At 38.3% G+C, this 18,080-nt stretch carries 11 protein-coding genes and 2 pseudogenes; 3 read left to right on the top strand and 10 right to left on the bottom strand.

Features of this window, described 5'->3' with window-relative positions:
• Positions 1–25: 25 nt before the first annotated feature.
• From zwf to nrdJ (BC008_RS15350), 7 genes and pseudogenes are all read right to left on the bottom strand, one after another.
• Positions 26–1,555 carry a glucose-6-phosphate dehydrogenase gene (gene zwf, locus BC008_RS15385; RefSeq protein ID WP_027842509.1) on the bottom strand — a complete coding sequence of 510 codons (1,530 nt, stop codon included), beginning with the start codon at positions 1,553–1,555 and terminating at the stop codon, positions 26–28.
• Between the two features lie 714 nt (positions 1,556–2,269).
• The gene (gene fbp / locus BC008_RS15380) at positions 2,270–3,319 is read right to left on the bottom strand and encodes a class 1 fructose-bisphosphatase (RefSeq protein WP_027842510.1); all 1,050 of its coding nucleotides are present in this window, start codon (positions 3,317–3,319) and stop codon (positions 2,270–2,272) included.
• 1,019 nt (positions 3,320–4,338) lie between these two features.
• On the bottom strand, positions 4,339–4,629 hold the full coding sequence (locus BC008_RS15370; RefSeq protein ID WP_027842511.1) for an RNA recognition motif domain-containing protein: 291 nt from the start codon (positions 4,627–4,629) through the stop codon (positions 4,339–4,341).
• Positions 4,630–5,825: 1,196 nt separating this feature from the next.
• Entirely contained in the window at positions 5,826–6,044 is a 219-nt protein-coding gene (locus BC008_RS15365) for a hypothetical protein (protein WP_027842512.1), read from the bottom strand.
• 330 nt (positions 6,045–6,374) lie between these two features.
• Positions 6,375–7,448, bottom strand: a pseudogene (gene nrdJ, locus BC008_RS15360) (ribonucleoside-triphosphate reductase, adenosylcobalamin-dependent); the annotation flags it as partial.
• A gap of 9 nt (positions 7,449–7,457) precedes the next feature.
• Positions 7,458–8,429, bottom strand: a complete 972-nt coding sequence (locus BC008_RS15355) for an NUMOD3 domain-containing DNA-binding protein (protein WP_027842513.1) — start codon at positions 8,427–8,429, stop codon at positions 7,458–7,460.
• Positions 8,430–8,607: 178 nt separating this feature from the next.
• A pseudogene (nrdJ, locus tag BC008_RS15350) lies at positions 8,608–9,834 on the bottom strand (ribonucleoside-triphosphate reductase, adenosylcobalamin-dependent); the annotation flags it as partial.
• A 225-nt stretch (positions 9,835–10,059) separates the two neighbouring features.
• Here nrdJ (BC008_RS15350) and BC008_RS15345 point away from each other — a divergent pair.
• Complete coding sequence (locus BC008_RS15345) at positions 10,060–10,644, top strand: Npun_F5749 family FMN-dependent PPOX-type flavoprotein (RefSeq protein WP_027842514.1); 585 nt, start codon at positions 10,060–10,062, stop codon at positions 10,642–10,644.
• A 401-nt stretch (positions 10,645–11,045) separates the two neighbouring features.
• On the opposite strand, the gene BC008_RS15340 is transcribed toward BC008_RS15345, so the two are convergent.
• Complete coding sequence (locus BC008_RS15340; protein WP_027842515.1) at positions 11,046–12,470, bottom strand: DUF4335 domain-containing protein; 1,425 nt, start codon at positions 12,468–12,470, stop codon at positions 11,046–11,048.
• Positions 12,470–13,093, bottom strand: coding sequence for a DUF3038 domain-containing protein (locus BC008_RS15335; protein ID WP_027842516.1), 624 nt, complete (start codon positions 13,091–13,093; stop codon positions 12,470–12,472). Before BC008_RS15335 ends, BC008_RS15340 begins: the two co-directional genes overlap by 1 nt.
• A 400-nt stretch (positions 13,094–13,493) precedes the next feature.
• On the opposite strand from BC008_RS15335, the gene BC008_RS15330 reads away from it, so the two are divergent.
• Together BC008_RS15330 and BC008_RS15325 are read left to right on the top strand one after the other, a co-directional pair.
• The gene (locus tag BC008_RS15330; RefSeq protein WP_027842517.1) at positions 13,494–14,012 is read left to right on the top strand and encodes an adenine phosphoribosyltransferase; all 519 of its coding nucleotides are present in this window, start codon (positions 13,494–13,496) and stop codon (positions 14,010–14,012) included.
• A gap of 506 nt (positions 14,013–14,518) precedes the next feature.
• Positions 14,519–15,568: an ABC transporter permease gene (locus tag BC008_RS15325; RefSeq protein ID WP_027842518.1), complete on the top strand. Its 1,050-nt coding sequence runs from the start codon at positions 14,519–14,521 to the stop codon at positions 15,566–15,568.
• A 72-nt stretch (positions 15,569–15,640) separates the two neighbouring features.
• On the opposite strand, the gene recQ is transcribed toward BC008_RS15325, so the two are convergent.
• The gene (gene recQ / locus BC008_RS15320) at positions 15,641–17,785 is read right to left on the bottom strand and encodes a DNA helicase RecQ (protein WP_036265083.1); all 2,145 of its coding nucleotides are present in this window, start codon (positions 17,783–17,785) and stop codon (positions 15,641–15,643) included.
• Positions 17,786–18,080: the final 295 nt, after the last annotated feature.

Genomic DNA, 18,080 nt, shown 5'->3' with positions numbered 1-18,080 from the left:
CTGTCTCCTGACTTCTGAATTCTGTTTAAAGTCGCCGCCAGCGACGACCATCTTGGTTAATGAGAAATTCTGCTTCTACTGGTCCCCAAGTACCAGCTTCATACTGGGGAACAATTTTTGGATCTGCAGGTGCATCCCAAGCACTTAAAGCAGGGGTAACAACCTGCCAAGCCGCTTCTACCTCATCTCCCCGAGTGAAAAGTGTTTGATCGCCCATCATGCAATCAAGGAATAAGCGATCGTAGGCATCAGATTTGGCTTCTATACCAAAGGAGCCATAACTAAAGTCCATATCAACAGAACGGGTGCGGAAGTCTCCCCCCGGCATTTTTACATCAAATCTCAAGGAAATACCTTCATTGGGCTGCATTCGCATTGCCAAAATATTGGCACTTCTCTGTTGCGCAGCTGATTGAAACATCCGAGAAGGTACTTCGCGGAAATGGATGGATATCTCGCTGACTTTTTTGGGCATTCTCTTCCCAGTTCGCAGATAAAAAGGAACTCCTTGCCAGCGCCAGTTATTAACAGCAAACTTCATTGCAACAAATGTCGGATTGACAGAATTTGAGTCAACTCCTGGTTCTGTTCTATATCCGGGAACTTGCTCTCCTTTCATCCAACCGGCACTATATTGACCCCGTATTGATGAAGATCCCAAGTTTTGTATGTTCGCCAATTGAGTTGCTTGGAGAACTTTAACTTTTTCTGTACGAATACTGTCAGCATCCATCGAGTTGGGAGCTTCCATTGCTGTTAAACAGAAAAGTTGCATCAGGTGATTTTGCAACATATCCCGCAGTGCCCCGGAAGTTTCATAATAGCCAGCGCGGTCTTCAACACCTACGGTTTCTGCTACAGTAATTTGGACGTGGTCAACAAATTGACGATTCCATAGGGGTTCAAAAATCGCATTAGCAAACCGAAAAACTAGCAAGTTTTGAACGGTTTCTTTACCTAAGTAGTGGTCAATTCGATATACCTGGTCTTCTTGACATACTTTTTGCACTACTCGGTTGAGGCTTTGAGCAGAAGCTAAATCGCGACCAAAGGGTTTTTCAATTACTAGACGATGCTTGTAGGGATCTTTAATCATTCCCGCGGCACCTAATTGCTTAATTGCCTCAGGGAAAAATTTTGGTGCGACGGAGAGGTAAAACATCCTGTTACCTCGAGTACCCCGTTTCTCATCTAATTCACTTAATAGTGTGTTCAGTTTTTGGTAACTTTCAGGGTGATCTATATTACCAGAACAGTAGAATAAACCTTGGGAGAAACTTTCCCACATTTCCTCTAATGGAACGTCACTATGAGCTTCTTCCATACCTTTGCGCATTTGTTCGCGGAAGTACTCGTGGCTCCAATCTCGACGTGCAACACCAACAATTGTGGTTTCTCCTGGAATGCGCCGTTCCCTTCTTAACTTATAAAGCGCTGGCACTAATTTACGCCAAGTCAGGTCTCCGGAAGCACCAAAAATAACGATGATTTGGGGTTCGGCCATTCCTTGCTGTTGTAAACCGACCCGTAAGGGATTTTCTAACAGACTAACCATAGCAATTTCGTTTTGATGAGATTTGTTGTGGTAAGGGAATTGTGGACTGAGATTTTTGCGATAACCCGGTCAGGGATGTGCGAAACGATCAGGGATCGGGGTTACCGCAAGTGCGGCTAGACTGATGCCTTTTTGCGCTAATGATTATGCATATTCACAAAGGGGGCATAAAAATAGACACACAATTTTCTATAAAGTCATATGGGGACTAGGAAGTGGGAATTAGAAGTTGGAAATTTGTATTCCATTTCTCCTTTCTCAAGCAGATATCAAAACTCAGAAGCATCAAAAAATCACAGGGTGTCTATGAGGATATAAATACCAGTAAGCTATTGATTAACTTGCCAACCGTTTCTACTCAAGTTTGCTGGTGGTTCATAACATAGCAGCCATTTTTGCGAAAATCTTAGATGAGGGTAAGACATACTTGATTAAGTAGGGCTTTGCGGCGCTAGCTTACTATTTGTTCGCCTTATTAGATGTAATTCCACAAATGTCTTAATTTTTCAGCAGTTTCTAGAGTAAATCCCACCAGAGTAAGTAGTGTAGTGTTGTTCATCTACTTATTCCATAGAGGAAGTATTTCCTGTTTTGCCATGGATAATTTTTGTGAAATTTTATACAAATTGAGCTTACTGCTGGTAATGAATTTCCATTTTTCTAGCATCAATTACCCAGCACCGGTTCCCAAAGTCAGGCTATAGCAATCCCAATTCAGTGGCCATTTTGGATAAAGGATTCCACTTTGGCAACATCTTGCTTGCTACCAATAATCAGTGGGGTACGTTGGTGTAATTTGGAAGGTACCACATCTAATATATTTTGATGCCCTGTAGTTGCCTTACCTCCCGCTTGCTCGATCAAAAAAGCTAAAGGAGCTGACTCATAAAGCAAACGTAACTTACCTTCCGGCTTTGGTAACGTTCCGGGATATAGAAATACACCACCCTGCAACAAAATTCTATGAATGTCGCTCACCATTGCTCCACTGTACCGTGCTGTATAACCTTCCGTACGATGAACATAGCGAACATATTCCCGAATTGGTTCATTCCACTGCCAAAAATTACCTTCATTGACACTATATACGGGACCATGAACCGGAATCTGAATGTTTTCTTCTGTGAGAATAAATTCCCCTAAGCTTGGATCGAGGGTGAATGAGTGAACCCCTTTCCCCATGGTATACACCAGCATTGTACTTGGACCATAAAGGATATACCCTGCAGCAATTTGCTTGTGTCCAGGTGCCAATAAATCTTTAGCATCACCATCAAGGTCATCACCTTCTTGTTTGCGAATCGCAAAAATCGAGCCCAAACTGAGATTAGTATCGGTATTTGAAGAACCATCAATTGGATCGTACAGCAAACTATAGCGGCCAATGGGACAATTCTCAGGAATATAGTATGGTTTATCCATTTCCTCAGAAGCTAAGCGGCATACTAAACCACTTTGCTTAAATACGGAAATAAACACATCATTAGCATAGACATCCATCTTTTTGACAGATTCTCCCTGCACATTGACTTCACCAGTGAATCCCAAAACACCTTCCATTAACCCAGCATGACTCATACGACGTGCAATTAGTTTTCCTGCTAGGGCTATTCGATTCATCAGGGCGCTCAAGTCTTGCGCCTCTGGGGAAAAATTCTGAAATTGTTGTAAAACATGACGTGACAAAGTTGTACAGTCGCGGTCTAAACTTTTATCTGTACCTTTATCCATTGATGACTCCAAAGATTCTGCTGCTTTAGTCATGCGTTTATCCTCGCTGCGGACTACTAATTAAACTGCAGTTTTTTCACAACACCTTGGTTGCTGACTCTATCTTAGAAAGCTTATTTCAGAACTCAAATATGATTTTAGATAAACTAAAGAAACTCAGCTTTTTTTCGATCGCATCATTGATGAATGGTAATGCAGTATACATCCTATCCAAGAAATATACTGTTTTGCCGATTAAATGGGGGCTCACATCTAGAGTGGGACGCCTCTTTGGCGATCAAATTGAAAAATAAGGAGTTTATGCCGTATAAATTACGTCAAATTATCGCTGCAGTATTTTTCGTGAAGCCTAAAGGAGATGGTGATGTATGAAGTTTTGTTGTTCTCTAATTCTCCTTTCAAAGCAGCCTGTGTAAGTGCCGTAAACATTTTCGGATTTTATTCTGTTATAGAAATAATCACAGAGTATTCTGGACCCATAACTCCAACCAAGTTTGACATTGACTTTACCCAACGGGTATATCATTTACAGATATAAGTTTTAATTCTACTCACCTTACCTCAATAAAGTCTCGGAAATATATTAACTTATCAAAATTAGTGTGGCAGAATTGATTATCTTAATTTTATCCAAAGCTACTACTATTTCATTCTAAAAGTTAAAACAATATCCAATACCTATAATGTAATTATCTAGCAGAAAAAATAAACATTCTACTCTCAAAAAAATACAATAGAAAAGGTGACAAATTAGGGACAGTAGAACATTAAAATAGGTTAAGTTAAATCAAGTATATTTTATTTTTTATTATCAATGAAGCAATTCATTATAAAATTTACAAAGTATAAAAATAAAGACTATAGAAATACAAAGTATAAATAACCATCTTAATAGCAAAAGCCGACCAGTCGTGAGGTTATTAATAGAGCCTCTGCGACTTGTCGGAATTTAGTTTATTTTTTGATAAAAATCTAAATTATTTCTAGTAAAAAGTGACTTTTGAAGTCTTGTACGACTAGAAAAAAAGTTATTTAGATAAGAGCATAATTAATTATTGCGTAACATCTTGAGGTTTTGCCCAACTAGTGCGTCGGTTATCTTCCCTTGGCTTAGCTTTATTGACTCTGATTTGTCGACCCATCCATTCAGCACCATCGAGTTCAGAAATAGCTTCATCCTCTTGTGCTTCTTCTGCTAGATCGACAAAAGCGAAGCCACGCTTACGCCCTGTTTCACGATCTGTGGGTAGTACCGCTCTTGTAACTTCGCCATAATCAGCGAATACAGCTCTTAAATCTGCTTCAGTAGCGCGGTAGGAGAGATTACCAACGTAAATAGTCATGTGGATATACTTGAGTTAAACAAAAAGCAATTTATTTACTAGAGGAAACAGATTTAAATAATAAAAAATAATTCTGTTTTCTCAATAATTATTGAGAGGCAAATAAAATATAAGTTTGCAATTTATATAATTTCTGCTTTACTTACTAGTTTGCCTAGATGTGTGAGAATATTCAGTGTACGCTTATATAATAACTGATTGCCCTATTTTTCTAGGTATGAGAAATTACAAATGCATCTAACTTAAAATTAGCCTCACTTATATATTTTTTAACTCATATTATTATGTATAGTCGTCATGTATAGTAGTTGCTTGACTATTGATTTTATCCAATTAGAAATGTATATATATTTACTGCTTGTAAAATAAATTATATCGAGTTATTTTAGCTTCTATATTCTTATAAATTTGAGATGAAAGTTAGATGTAAATTGTTTATTATTTGTTTGTTGATATTTTTTGATAAATGTAAATAATTCACATCTTACAATAAGGTTTTTTTTGTAATAAATAATCTATTTGTAAAGTACTATTATGCGCTCTAGCTAACATATTATTATGAGAATTTAACCCATTACAGTCTTTGTAGCAAAAAATGCGATTAATTCCCTGAATTCTAGAATAGCAAAGACAGTAGGCTGGGCTGGTATTTATAGCGGATTGTAAGTAAGTGAGGTACAGCCAAAAAGCTAAAAGTTATATGTAAAGCAGCTTTCACTCCTGACTCCTGCTTATAGGTTCTGGTCACACATAGGCCATTAACATATAGTCATAAAGCAAACAAAATCAAATATTATTTGTACGTTAGAATCTAGTTTAATTTACGCGAATAAAAACAATTAGTACTTGTAAGTATCATTTAAAATTACAAAATTTATTACAAAATTTTAATAGTGAGAAGTAATACATTACTAAAATAATAGTCAATATTTGAAGTGAAGGATTAAGTATCTTCGGGAAAATAATAAGCGATACCGATAATAATTCATTAATTATTATTCGATATAACTTACGAACCATAAGACTAAATTTTACTATTCGTTATCTTTAAAAAAAAACCGGACTCTGGAAAGACCGGATTTTTCAAGTATATTTTCAGTTAATTAAAAGCAACAGAAATAACAATCAGTATGTGATTCAAATCTATTGGATAATAGTATTATTTGCTGCTTCTAAGATACAAATTTTATCAAGTTTTATTCGATAGAAATTTGTTGAGGACCTTTAGCTTTACCATTGTGTGACTCGTTCGCAGAATTTATATTGCTGCTGTGTCCAAGTTGTTCTTCAAGCCAACTTTTGACCGGATCCTCAGCAAGGTTAAGTCGAAGAGCACCAGAAACAAAACCACCCATAAATGAAAGAGGATGCTGCGTAAATTCTTTAAAGATAGGTGTTAATTCATCTAGAAACATAGCTGTTTTCCTAATGCTGTTCGTGGGTAGTTGACTAGAATTACTAGGCAGCAAATACTGTGTAGCAAAATTAGTCACTATTCTCCAATTATAGATAATCAGTATTTAGACAGAGAATGTAAGGAAATTCTCAGGGATAGATTTTTCAGATTTGAGCAATTTGTTGATAAGACCAAGTTGTTGATAAAATTCTCAGTAGAATAACATAATTTCAAAATTTTAGGAAAATTTTTATTGTTTAAATTTTGAATAAAGTATCCATTCTCTAGATACTTACTCTCTGAAACAAGGAGAACCTAGTCTCACAAGAAACTAGGTATTCTCCATTTTCTATAGTCTTGGTTCCGCTTCAGGTAACATGCACTTATCCGAGTCACATCCAGCAGGGCCTGCTTCTATTAGTTCGCCAAAGTCATAACGGCTTAAAGCTGTATGGAAATCATCATTTTGGCGTCGTTTCTCCACTGCTTGCATCGACTCTTCGTACTTTTCTTTAGAAATTGGTTCAAATGGTAAGCGAGGAAAAGTTTGGTGATCGTCAAATCGTGCAAGAAGTGCGGCACTAATGTAACCCTGATCGTCTCTGATGGCTTCATATATGCGAGTACCTAAAGATTCAATTTCAGGTTCTCGTAATTCTATAGTGGCAGATGTATTATGAGTTACGTAGAATTCTTGCACCTGCATGTAGAAATCCATCTGAGCTAGGGCGCTAAATTTACTGATATCAATTTCATCTGCACCCGGTAAATCTGCCCAAGGTACGGCGACGGGAATTTCTACCAACCATTCAGTACAGCGCGGATCGAATGGATCGTTTAGCAAATTACCATTTTCATCCTTATCCGACTGAGAAGGTACAACAGAATAACCGTAGTCAATACAAGCTAGGGCTACAGGGTCATTTTTCCGGAAAGTAATCCGGCGGATGAATCGTTGTGCTTTCGGGGGATGCCATCCCGGCGAAGCTCCTGTAAGTAAAGATTTGGTGCCAGAAGGTTGAACGGTGGTACAGCGATTGGGTTGTTTGAGGTTGTGGCGATCGCAGTAATCCCAAACTACGCGATGTACAATTTCTTTCCACATGCTGAGGTATTCTTGCTCTCGGCGCTTAAATGCCAATCCTTCAGGGGTTTGGGGTCTTCCTGCTTCCCACCAGCGTAACCAATCTACTCCAAAAGCTCGGACAAAGAAATCAAATAAGCCGGTGAAGGAAACACCAACAATCGGATCTAATTCCCGACTGTATTGGTAACGCGGTTCGATAAATTTGTGATTTAATAATCCGGCTACAGATAATGCACCTGCAGTAAAGGCTTCTTCTTGTTCTTTGTAATTTTCAGGATCGATTTGATTCAAGTGTATTTCGCTAAGGTTACAGTGAAAATTAGAACCTATAATTTCCAATTCTTGTTATCCTAGGGGCTTTTTATCCCCTAGTTCTACTGCTTCCTGATTTGCAGTAGTTCCGCGTACATTTTGTACATATGACCTTAAATAGTAAAGAAAATCTTTCCTGCTACAAGGTTTACCAACAACAATTTTGCTAATAGTTCTGATATCCAAAATTTTGTATTCTTTTGCGATTGAATCCCATAAAGGCTGAAACAACTGTTTTAATTTATTCAGCTTTACTGAAAAAATTTTCTCAGAATTTTCTAAAGCGAAACTGTGAGCTAAAGCTTGAATACCTGGATCTGTCAGTGTAGTTTTACCATGTTGTGCTTCAACAGAACAATGTTTTGAGCAAAATTTTCGTTGAGACACTTTATGTGGTAGAACTTCAAAGTTTTTGTGGCACATCTCACAACTAAGAATGATTCTAGGAACTAATGGTCCTGTCTTCCTACCTTGACGGGAGAGATGATAAGCTTTGCGCTTGGGACTATTGAGAAACTTTTCTTTAAATACAGGATTGGCAAATCTGGCTTTTGCTTTGGCACGAATTTTAGCCTTGGTACTTTCAGATTGAGTCACACCAAACATTGGGTTTCTTTTTCCAAAGCTATCCATACCTCTAACTTTAGTGCGAGATTTCCATTCCTGCTTTAGGTGTTCAAATACAAAAGGAGTTGGTTTAATGAGCTTTCTTAGGTCTTTCTCTTGTAAGATTGTAACTTTGACATTGTAATCAGACTCGAACTGCTGAATTTTTGGCAGGTCATTTTCAAAATTAAAAATACCTTTTATTTCGACAAATTCCTCATTTTCCAATAATAGGAAATCAGGTTTGTACCGAACTCCATTAGAGAGTACATAAGTCTTATGTTCGTATGTCCAGTCAATGTTCATGTAATCCAAGTATCTAGCGTAAATATATTCGAGACTAGACCTTAAACAATGCTCACGATAAAAACCAGAGTAGCCATAGAAAGTACTTGTCATACATACCCCCACACTCTTGGAGAAGTATATTCTAGAATACGATTTTCATTGTAATCTAGTTTCATTCTCTACGCTGTACGGTGTCAAAAGCTTTTTAGTTATTTTGATTACCTCGGTGTTGGCATCTCAGCTTTCACCGATTTTGTGGGGTTTTTTACGTGAGGCAAAATTATCGATTACCACACGGATTTAAGCCCATACGAGCTGTTCTATGTTCTATTTCTTGAGCACCTAAATCTGGATATTTTTGTTTTAGCCACTGCTTTGCTTCTCCTTGCTGGTAAGCAACCAAGAAATTATTTTTTAGCTCTGGTGTAGTTAGTAAATCGCGGTTAGCTCTTGCGACAGCTTCACCAGCCCATTGAATCGCACCTTCTCCGCTGTAATATTGTTTGCGAACTGCTGCTATACATTCTTCTAAGCTAGGTTTTTGATGAAATACTCTGGTATGATTTGCCATCCTGAGGGCATCTCTGTCAGGATCGATCCGCCAATTACCATCCTCACCTTGCTGCCATAAGTTAGTTTTTGCATCTGCAAAAGAGTTGTCATAGCTAGCACCTTGACGGATACCTGCTGAGCGTCTAATGTTTCCTGCGACGATAGTTACAGCCGCTTCATCAATTAACAAACAACACTCAACTGAAGTTAATCGTCTTCCTACAGCTTTGTTGAGAATTGACGCACAGCGCTGATAAAGACCGGGTAATTTCACCGGATTTGCAACACCACCAAAACCTTGAAGGGGTTCACCAGCATTGCGGACATCACTAATATCAACGATTACTTCTACAACACCCTCAAATCTTTCATCAGAGGAAAGTTCTAAAAGACTTTGATAGGAATCCACCCAACCTTCACGGCTATCACCCACATGGATGATGACGCGATTTTCCTCAAATTTAACTTCTGTGGACTCCCGGCGTTGTTCAACTGGTGTTTTACCAATTTCTCCTTGCACTGCAAGGTTGATACGATTGCGAATAGAAGGTAAATGACTGATATACCTTGGTTCTATAACTGCTCCGGTTCCGCAGCCCATCATGGCTAAGCCCATCATTAACCCAAAAGCACTCCAGTCAGTCAGGTTAGTGGAAGTACAATTATATGCCCCAGAAAAATTTTTGGATTTGGCTAACCAATCAGTACCACCAACCCACAACCAACGTCCGCTGGGTAAGGCTTTCAAGTTACGCTGCATTTTATCCAAGATTGCAGATTCTTCAGAACTGAGTTGAGCCAAATCGACTAATCCCTTCAGGGTACGGGAACACACATCATCCCATGTTTCCCTCACTCCTGCCGTCAAGCGACGACTATAAGTTCTAAAAAATACAGGATTAGCAGCTGGGGCAGTTTCCGGAAATTTTGCACTCTGGTATTTTCTTTCAAGCTCTCGAACCATTTTGGGAAACCTTGTTGTTCTCTGACAGATTAAGACTATACGCTAAGTGGTGGTAGCTAAGAAAGAATTGCAAAATAATCAGATCTGCGGTAGACCCATAACAAAGCTCTAGAAATAAACCTAAAACTCATAAAACATGGGAATATGAAGAATTGAGGAAATTATGAAAAAGTTTTATTATCATCATCTCCATTATCTATTTCCCATCCTTTAGTTCAAGTAAAAATGTCTCTTGCCCCTTGGCGTTCTTACCTTGCTCGCGCTCTGCAAAAAAATCGTTCCCAACCCCATAGTCGCTATTTTCAACTAGCAACAGTTCAAGGTGATGGATATCCCGCTAATCGCACCGTTGTGTTTCGTGGCTTTGTTGAAGATGGTAATCAATTGAAAATAATTACTGATGTGCGTAGTGAAAAAATTATCCAAATTCACCATCAAGCCAGAGGGGAAATTTGTTGGTACTTTACGGTGACCAGGGAACAGTTTCGTTTAGCTGGAGAATTAACTCTAGTCGATTACAACCACCCCGATCCCCAATTACAAGCCGCTCGATATTCTACCTGGGAGCAAATTTCTGATAACGCCAGATCGCAATTTACTTGGGCAAATCCAGGAGAACCAAAAAGCATGAATACAAAATATTTTCCAATATCTGATATAGATAGAAATAAACCTTCAGATAATTTTTGTTTATTATTACTAGATCCTGTAAGGGTAGACCATTTGCAATTACGGGGCGATCCCCAAAATCGTTGTTTATATATTCTTGATAATTCTGGAATTTGGAATACTACTGAAGTTAATCCGTGATTAGTAAGTAACAAGTAATGTTAGCGTAGCGGGGCGCGTAGAAGCGCGTAAGCGTACCGTAGGTATTGCACACAGTAATAAGTAATAAGTAATAAGCAAAAGTTTATCAGAATAAATCCTGCTTTTAGTATTATTGCTTATTAAATTACTGGTTCATTACCTAATTACTTACGCAATCAAATAACTACAGTATGCTGGAGGCTTAGACCATAGCAAAATCGTAAGATTAATAATACCGTGAAGTTTAAGGCCGACACCATCACAGTCTACCTTACTTCATCCAGTATTTTTGTATAGTTTCTTGCGTCATTCTCCGCGATCTAAGCGCTTTTACTAAGCCTCATTACTTATTGCTGTGCGCTAACATTACTCATTACTTATTACTTATTACTTATCACTCATTACCGAGATACTTGCCAATGACTTACTGATAGATCGGTATCAGGCTGAAATTCTACTTGGAATTGAGCAACAGCTGCTGGGTCCAAGTTGGATGTTTGGGCAATTTTAGTAGATTTGTACAAATGCGGTAGGGGAGTATCTCGAAAGTTTTCTAATGCTGCCTCATTTAAAGGTTCATAATCAGTAATAGATCCTTCTCCATTCACTGCGACGCGATATTTCAAAACTTCTTCGAATTTCTGCTTTTCGCTCAACTTCTCACGAATATTTGTCTCCAGATTTTTTTTTAAACTATCAACCTTAACTGGATCTTTAATCTGAGTCCCAATAATTTCTCTTCCGTAACCATGCCAAGGAGAAACTTGCAAAATCCCTTCCGGAGTAAAAACTATCCTAAATTGAGCAATTGGTTCGCTGCCTGCTGGATTACGCTTATTTGGATTGTAAAGTAATTCGGGAAGTGGGGTACGCTCTAGATGAGTATTAGCTCCCTGATTTATGGACTTGTAACCCAAAATAGCCGCATCAGTACCTACACCTACTCGGTAAATTAAATTCTCTGTAATCTGAGAACGATTATTCCAAGCATTGTTGAGTTGATTGTGAACTCTACGAGTTAAAATCTTTAACACCGAGCTATCAGTAATTTCAGGTACTTGACTCAAAAGAGCTTCTAAATCTTGTACTTGGGAAGATAAATTTTTTGCCGATTTTGTAGATGAACTATTTGATTCCGATACATTTGAATCAAGATTTTTTTCTTCACCCGTTTGTGAAGACTTAACTGCAGAACTAACCTCTTTTTCCGTTTCGGGTTTTGGTGTTTGTATTTTCGGTGCAGGAATCAAAGCAAATATTGCAGCAGCAGCAACTAAACCAGAGACTCCAAGAGTTGCAGGTACAGCTTGCTGTACTACAGTTTTCTTCGAATTGTTATAACGTTTACCAACGGGCTCAAGTTGCAGTGTAAATTCTGGTAAAGTTTGGGTGTCAGCAAAAAACTGGTCGATTGCTTCCACTAAGTCAAAAAGCTGTACTGTATTTAAGTTAACTTCAATCGGTGGTTTAATATTGCTTTTGTCATAATCCAAAGTTGGTTGAGGCAACTCCGAATTGACAACCATTTTATGCTTGTTAGTATCTATTTTTTCAATTTGTACTAACTCCACCTCGATATTGTGAGCTTGTGGATTTGGTACATTACTTAAACATTCCTGAGCATAGGAACTGGCGACCCTAGCCAAACTTTCAAAAAATTCTCGTCCTCCCAAAAGTGGTTGATGTCCAGATATTTGACACTCCGCATTTACCAAAATAGATAATACGGGACGCAATTCTTGGACATGAGAAGCTTTTGAAGAATCACTCAAACCTTCTAGGAGTAGGGTGCAATTAGGCAAACTGTATTTACGTTGAATATTCATTACACTTCACCGTCAAAAAGACTAATCCAGAACCTTTGCATTCCTGATGTACCAGCACAAAATAGTAATTGTCCTAACAAATTCATCGCTAGTTCATCTACTTTTTCATCGGAAGTTAATAATGGAAAACCAGCACGCCTGGGATTCATCCGACTTTTAAAGTGTGCTCTGAATCTTTCCAAATAATTTGAAAGACGCAAATTTTGCTCGAGTGGTATTTGTTTTTCACTCAATTGCTGATATATCATTAATAATTGACGAATCACAACAGTCAATCTTCGAGCTAAATAACAAGCAATTACAACTAATGCTTTTGCTTCAGTTGTACTTAGAGGACGGCGAATGTGTGCTCTACGCATCGGATTAGTGTTACGCAACCGCCAAAGGTTTACTCTATCTTTAATAATTATTTTTAAGTCTAACTCTTGTGCGAATGCCAAAATAGCTTCGGAACCTCCCAGCTCCAAAGCTTCGATTGCCAATAAAATTAAGTCGATTTGTACTCTGGTGTTACGGGGACATACCTGCCCTTCAATTACAGGATCTGGCAGATTTTCCAAAATCATTGGCGTTGATTCGGGTGCTGAATTGTCAAATGGCGTTAAACTCGCGGAAACACTCATCCTCTAAATACCTTATACGGGTGAAAATAATTTAATGACAACTAATTAAAATAGGTAGCTAAACTAGGTTAATTGAATTTAATGCGATTTTATGACTGCATGATATATACATTACTTACCTTTTCAAATTAAAGTTTTCCGTATACTTACATTTAATTTTTGTTCTTACTATCATCAACCAAGATCAACTAGTACAACTACATCCCTACCTTGGTGTAGATTATAACAATCGTCAATAACCACCAAAATCAAATCTAATTTCAAGGGTATGATTCCAAGGGTATGACATTATAGTGTACGATTTTCCAAGCATTTACTTGATAAGAGCAAGCTTCTCGAGGTAGGGAAGGGTCGCAAACAACAATAGTATTAAAAATTCAACTTTTGTTGACAAAGATTTATGGACTTGAAGCCTCTAATTCGTGATATTCCTGATTTTCCTAAGCCAGGAATTTTGTTTCGAGACATCACCACGCTATTGCGAGATCCAGAAGGACTACGCCATACGATAGATTTATTAACCCAAAAGTTTACAGAAGCCAATTTACAACCCGATTATGTGATCGGCATGGAGTCTAGAGGCTTCTTATTTGGTACACCACTAGCTTACAAGCTCGGTGCAGGTTTTATTCCTGTCCGAAAAAAAGGTAAGTTACCGGCTTCTGTTCATGCAGTGGAATACGAACTAGAGTATGGTACAGACTGCTTAGAAGTTCATCAGGATGCTTTACAACCAGGAAATAAGATTGCTATTGTAGACGACCTGATTGCCACAGGCGGGACTGCAAGTGCCACTGCTAAGTTAGTTGAAAAAGTTGGCTGTGAGTTACTGGGATTTGGCTTTATTATCGAACTGCGCGAGCTACAGGGACGGGACAGATTACCTGATGTCCCAATTGTTACTCTTGTTGAGTATTAATCTGGGACAATTTATATTAAGTTAAGTTAATACTTACACTTTCGTTTAAGTAGCGATCAAGTAAGTATTTATCGATTTTTGATTTTTTTGCTTTCCTTAAACCTCCTATTTAATGGAGGTCTTATGGAATTTATATAAGTTTGCATTACGAGACAGTTTTATACTTAAAACCATGAAACTAATGATACCTCATTGCTTTTTTTGACGCAGTATGGAAATTGGCAAAATTCTGCAAATAAGGAGTTAGAATCCAGAAGACAGAATCCAAAATAATTAGAAAGGATTTTATACTCACATTTTTAACTAGAACATACCTAAAAAAGTTTTTTAAATACAAATCCTGAAAAGGTTCAGATAAATTTTAATTTTTATTCTTACCTGAATTTTACTCCTAGCTTCTATTCACTTGTCAGAGTGCGGTCGTCTGTCCTGACTTCTGACTCCTGAGTCCTGACTCCTGACTTCTGGCTCAAAAGGCGCATCAACTGATAACTAGCATCCGTGTTATGAATACAACATCAAGAAGTTACTGGGAAACAAGTTTAGATTGGTTACAAAGACTGGTTACAAGTGATAACTTCCTTTTTGTCCTTAAAAGGATTTTGCAAGCACTGCTAACTGTCTTACTTGCTTCTGCATTGTCATTTTTTATTATTAAACTATCTCCGGGAGATTACATCGATACACTACGGCAAAATCCGAAAATTTCTCCAGAAAGAATTGAAGAACTGAGACGACAATTTGGTTTGGATAAATCAAATATAGAGCAATATCTCTTATGGCTGAGAAATATTGTGACGCGGGGTGATTTCGGTACTAGTTTTGTTTATCAGCGCTCTGTTGCTTCATTGATTTGGGAAAGAATACCAGCAACTTTGCTCTTAGCAATTTCTTCTTTGATTGCAACTTGGGCGATCGCCATTCCTTTAGGTATCATTGCTGCGGTCAATCAAAATCGTTTTGCTGACAGGGTTTTGCAAGTTATTAGCTATATAGGACAAGGTTTTCCCAGTTTTATCACAGCTTTGTTATTACTCATATTTGCTCAAATAACTAGCCCAGTATTTCCAGTGGGTGGAATGACGAGTATTAACCACGACGAACTTTCATTTTTTGGTAAAGCACTAGATATTACTTGGCATATGATTTTGCCAACCGTTGCTTTAAGTATTACTAGTTTTGCCGGTTTGCAGCGGATTGCTCGCGGTCAGCTATTGGATGTCTTGCGCCAAGATTATATTAGAACTGCCCGTGCTAAGGGGTTACCAGAAAATGTAGTGATTTATGTCCATGCTTTACGTAATGCTATTAACCCCCTAATCACCTTGCTGGGTTTTGAATTATCTAATTTATTGGCGGGTGCTTTTATTACGGAATTTTTCTTTAACTGGCCGGGTTTAGGTAGACTTACTTTGCAAGCTGTGAATGCTAAAGATTTATATCTTGTAATGGCTAGTTTGGTGATGAGCGCGATTTTACTGATTATTGGTAATTTAGTTGCGGATTTGTTACTGAAATTTGCCGATCCCCGCATTCGTTTAGAGAATTTGAATTAGAAGGGAACGGGGAATAGGGAACAGGGAACAGCCAAGAAAATCTATTTGCTATTTCCTGTTTGCTTCTTGTACTTAACTATTCTTTTTTTTACGCCACATCGCCCGCACCAAATTAATTTCATCAAAGCTATAATCATCGCCCAAATATTCTTTAACTGGTGTTAGGGCTACATTTCCTAAAGTTTCTAATACCTGTTGAATTTTTTCCTGTTTTTCTACTGGAACTAATAAATTTATATCTACTGGTTGATGTTTTTCTATTAAGTCGGAAAGGTGACCGATAACTGTTCTTGCTTTTAGATTGCGTTGTTGAGCAATTTCTTTAATACTTAATCCTTGTTTATGTAATTCTAAAGTTTGTAATTCAGTGTATGTTGCTGTGGCTTGCAAGGAAATAGAATCATTTTCCGGTAAATTATTTTCTTGGCAATAAGCACGAATTTCTGCCAGAAATTTATCGCCATACTGTGCTAATTTATGGGTACCAACTCCAGAAAGTTTGCTAAATTCTTGCTTATTTCTCGGTTTAACTTGCGCCATTAATCTCAAGGTAGAGTCGCCAAAAATGGCATAAGGTGGGACACCAATTACATCTGCTAGTTGTTTGCGCAATTCTCGTAATCTTTGCCATAACATCTCAGCTTCTATAGCTTTAGGACTCTCTGTTTTCCAAGTTGCTATTTGCTGTGGACTTACAGCGATGGAAACTGGACGCTGTCGCCGCATAACTTCCCAACTATGGGCATTCAGTTTTAAAACGCCGTAACCGTCCGCACTTTGGGTGAGTAAACCTTGATGTAGTAAAGAACGCCCCAACATGCGCCACTCATCAACAGTTTTATCTTTACCTATTCCATAAGTAGAAAGCTTTTCATGTCCTCTTTGGATAATTTTTTGGTTCTTCGACCCCCGCAAAACATCAATGATGTAAGCCATGCCAAATCTTTCTTTGCAGCGCGCCACACAGGATAAAAACTTCATGGCTTCAATTGTCCAATCTTCAACTGGTTTGGGATGGCGACAATTGTCACAATTACCACAATTTCCGGCAAACTGTTCGCCGAAATAACCGAGTAAAATTGTCCGGCGACAGTCAGTACCTTCGGCATAGTCAATCATTTGTCGCAGTTGATGTTTAGCAATTAATTGTTCTTGGGGATCGGTTTTTTGATTGATGCTCCATTCAATAGTTTTCAGATCGCCGTAGCCGTAAAAAACGGTACAGCGGCATGGCTCTCCATCTCTACCAGCCCTTCCCGATTCTTGGTAATAACTTTCAATATTCCGGGAAATATCATAGTGAACTACAAATCGCACATCTGGCTTATTAATTCCCATGCCAAAAGCAATTGTTGCGATCATTACCCGAGCATCATCGCGAATAAATTTGGTTTGGTTTTCGCTACGTTCTGTATCACTTAAACCAGCGTGGTAGGGAAGGGCAGAAATTTTGTCATGCTGTAGTTTAAATGCCAGTTCTTCTACCTTTTTGCGGGTTAAACAATAAACTATTCCCGAACCTTCAGTTTTTCGAATAATTTCTAATAGCTCAGTGTAAACATATTTCTTTTTGGGGCGAATTTCGTAGTAAATATTTTGGCGGTTAAAACTGGCTATATGAACGTTTGGTTGTTTGAGTTGGAGCTGAGTAATAATATCGCTTCGGACGCGATCAGTAGCTGTGGCAGTAAGTGCTAATGTGGGAACTCCGGGATAACGTTGTCTTAAGGTACTTAACTGGCGATATTCAGGACGAAAGTCGTGTCCCCACTCAGAAACGCAATGGGCTTCATCAATGGCAAATGTGGAAATTCCTATTTGATGATTTACTAAATCCAGAAAAGGAAGAAATCTTTCGCTGAGCAATCTTTCTGGAGAGACATAAAGTAATTTTACTTTGCCACCGAGGATATATTGTTCCCGCGATCGCACTTTATAGGAATTAAGACTACTGTTGAGAAATGTTGCCGAAATTCCATTTTTCCGTAGTGTTTCCACCTGATCTTGCATTAAAGCTATTAAAGGTGATACCACCACCGTTAAACCTTTTTTGAGTAGTGCTGGTAACTGAAAGCACAAAGACTTACCCCCACCTGTAGGCATCACAATTAGTAGATCTCGGTTTTGTAGCGCCTGAGTAATAATGTCACGCTGTCCGAGACGAAAACTATCGTAACCAAAGTGATGTTTTAGTGCTTGTTCGAGATGAGGATACATGTTATCAGCTACCAGTTATCAGTTGCCAGTGACCAGTTAATGCGCTGTCGCGCACGCTATAGCTATAGCTGCGCTACCTGCGGATCCGCTACCTACGGATCCGCTAACAGTTTATGGCTAACGCCACGCCCTTACGGGCTACAGTGACCAGTTATCAGTTACCAATTATTGTTGGTTAAATTGTTTTGTCTTTATATTTTTTATGAGGTAAAAATGATTTGTGTCCAATTAAACTCAAAAATCTTGCTGTCTGAGCATTTTATCCAAAAATATTAACACTTCTTCCCATAGAGAT

It is taken from the genome of Mastigocoleus testarum BC008 (assembly GCF_001456025.1).
Classification (GTDB): Bacteria; Cyanobacteriota; Cyanobacteriia; order Cyanobacteriales; family Nostocaceae; genus Mastigocoleus; species Mastigocoleus testarum.
This window is presented reverse-complemented; position numbering and strand designations above follow the sequence as displayed.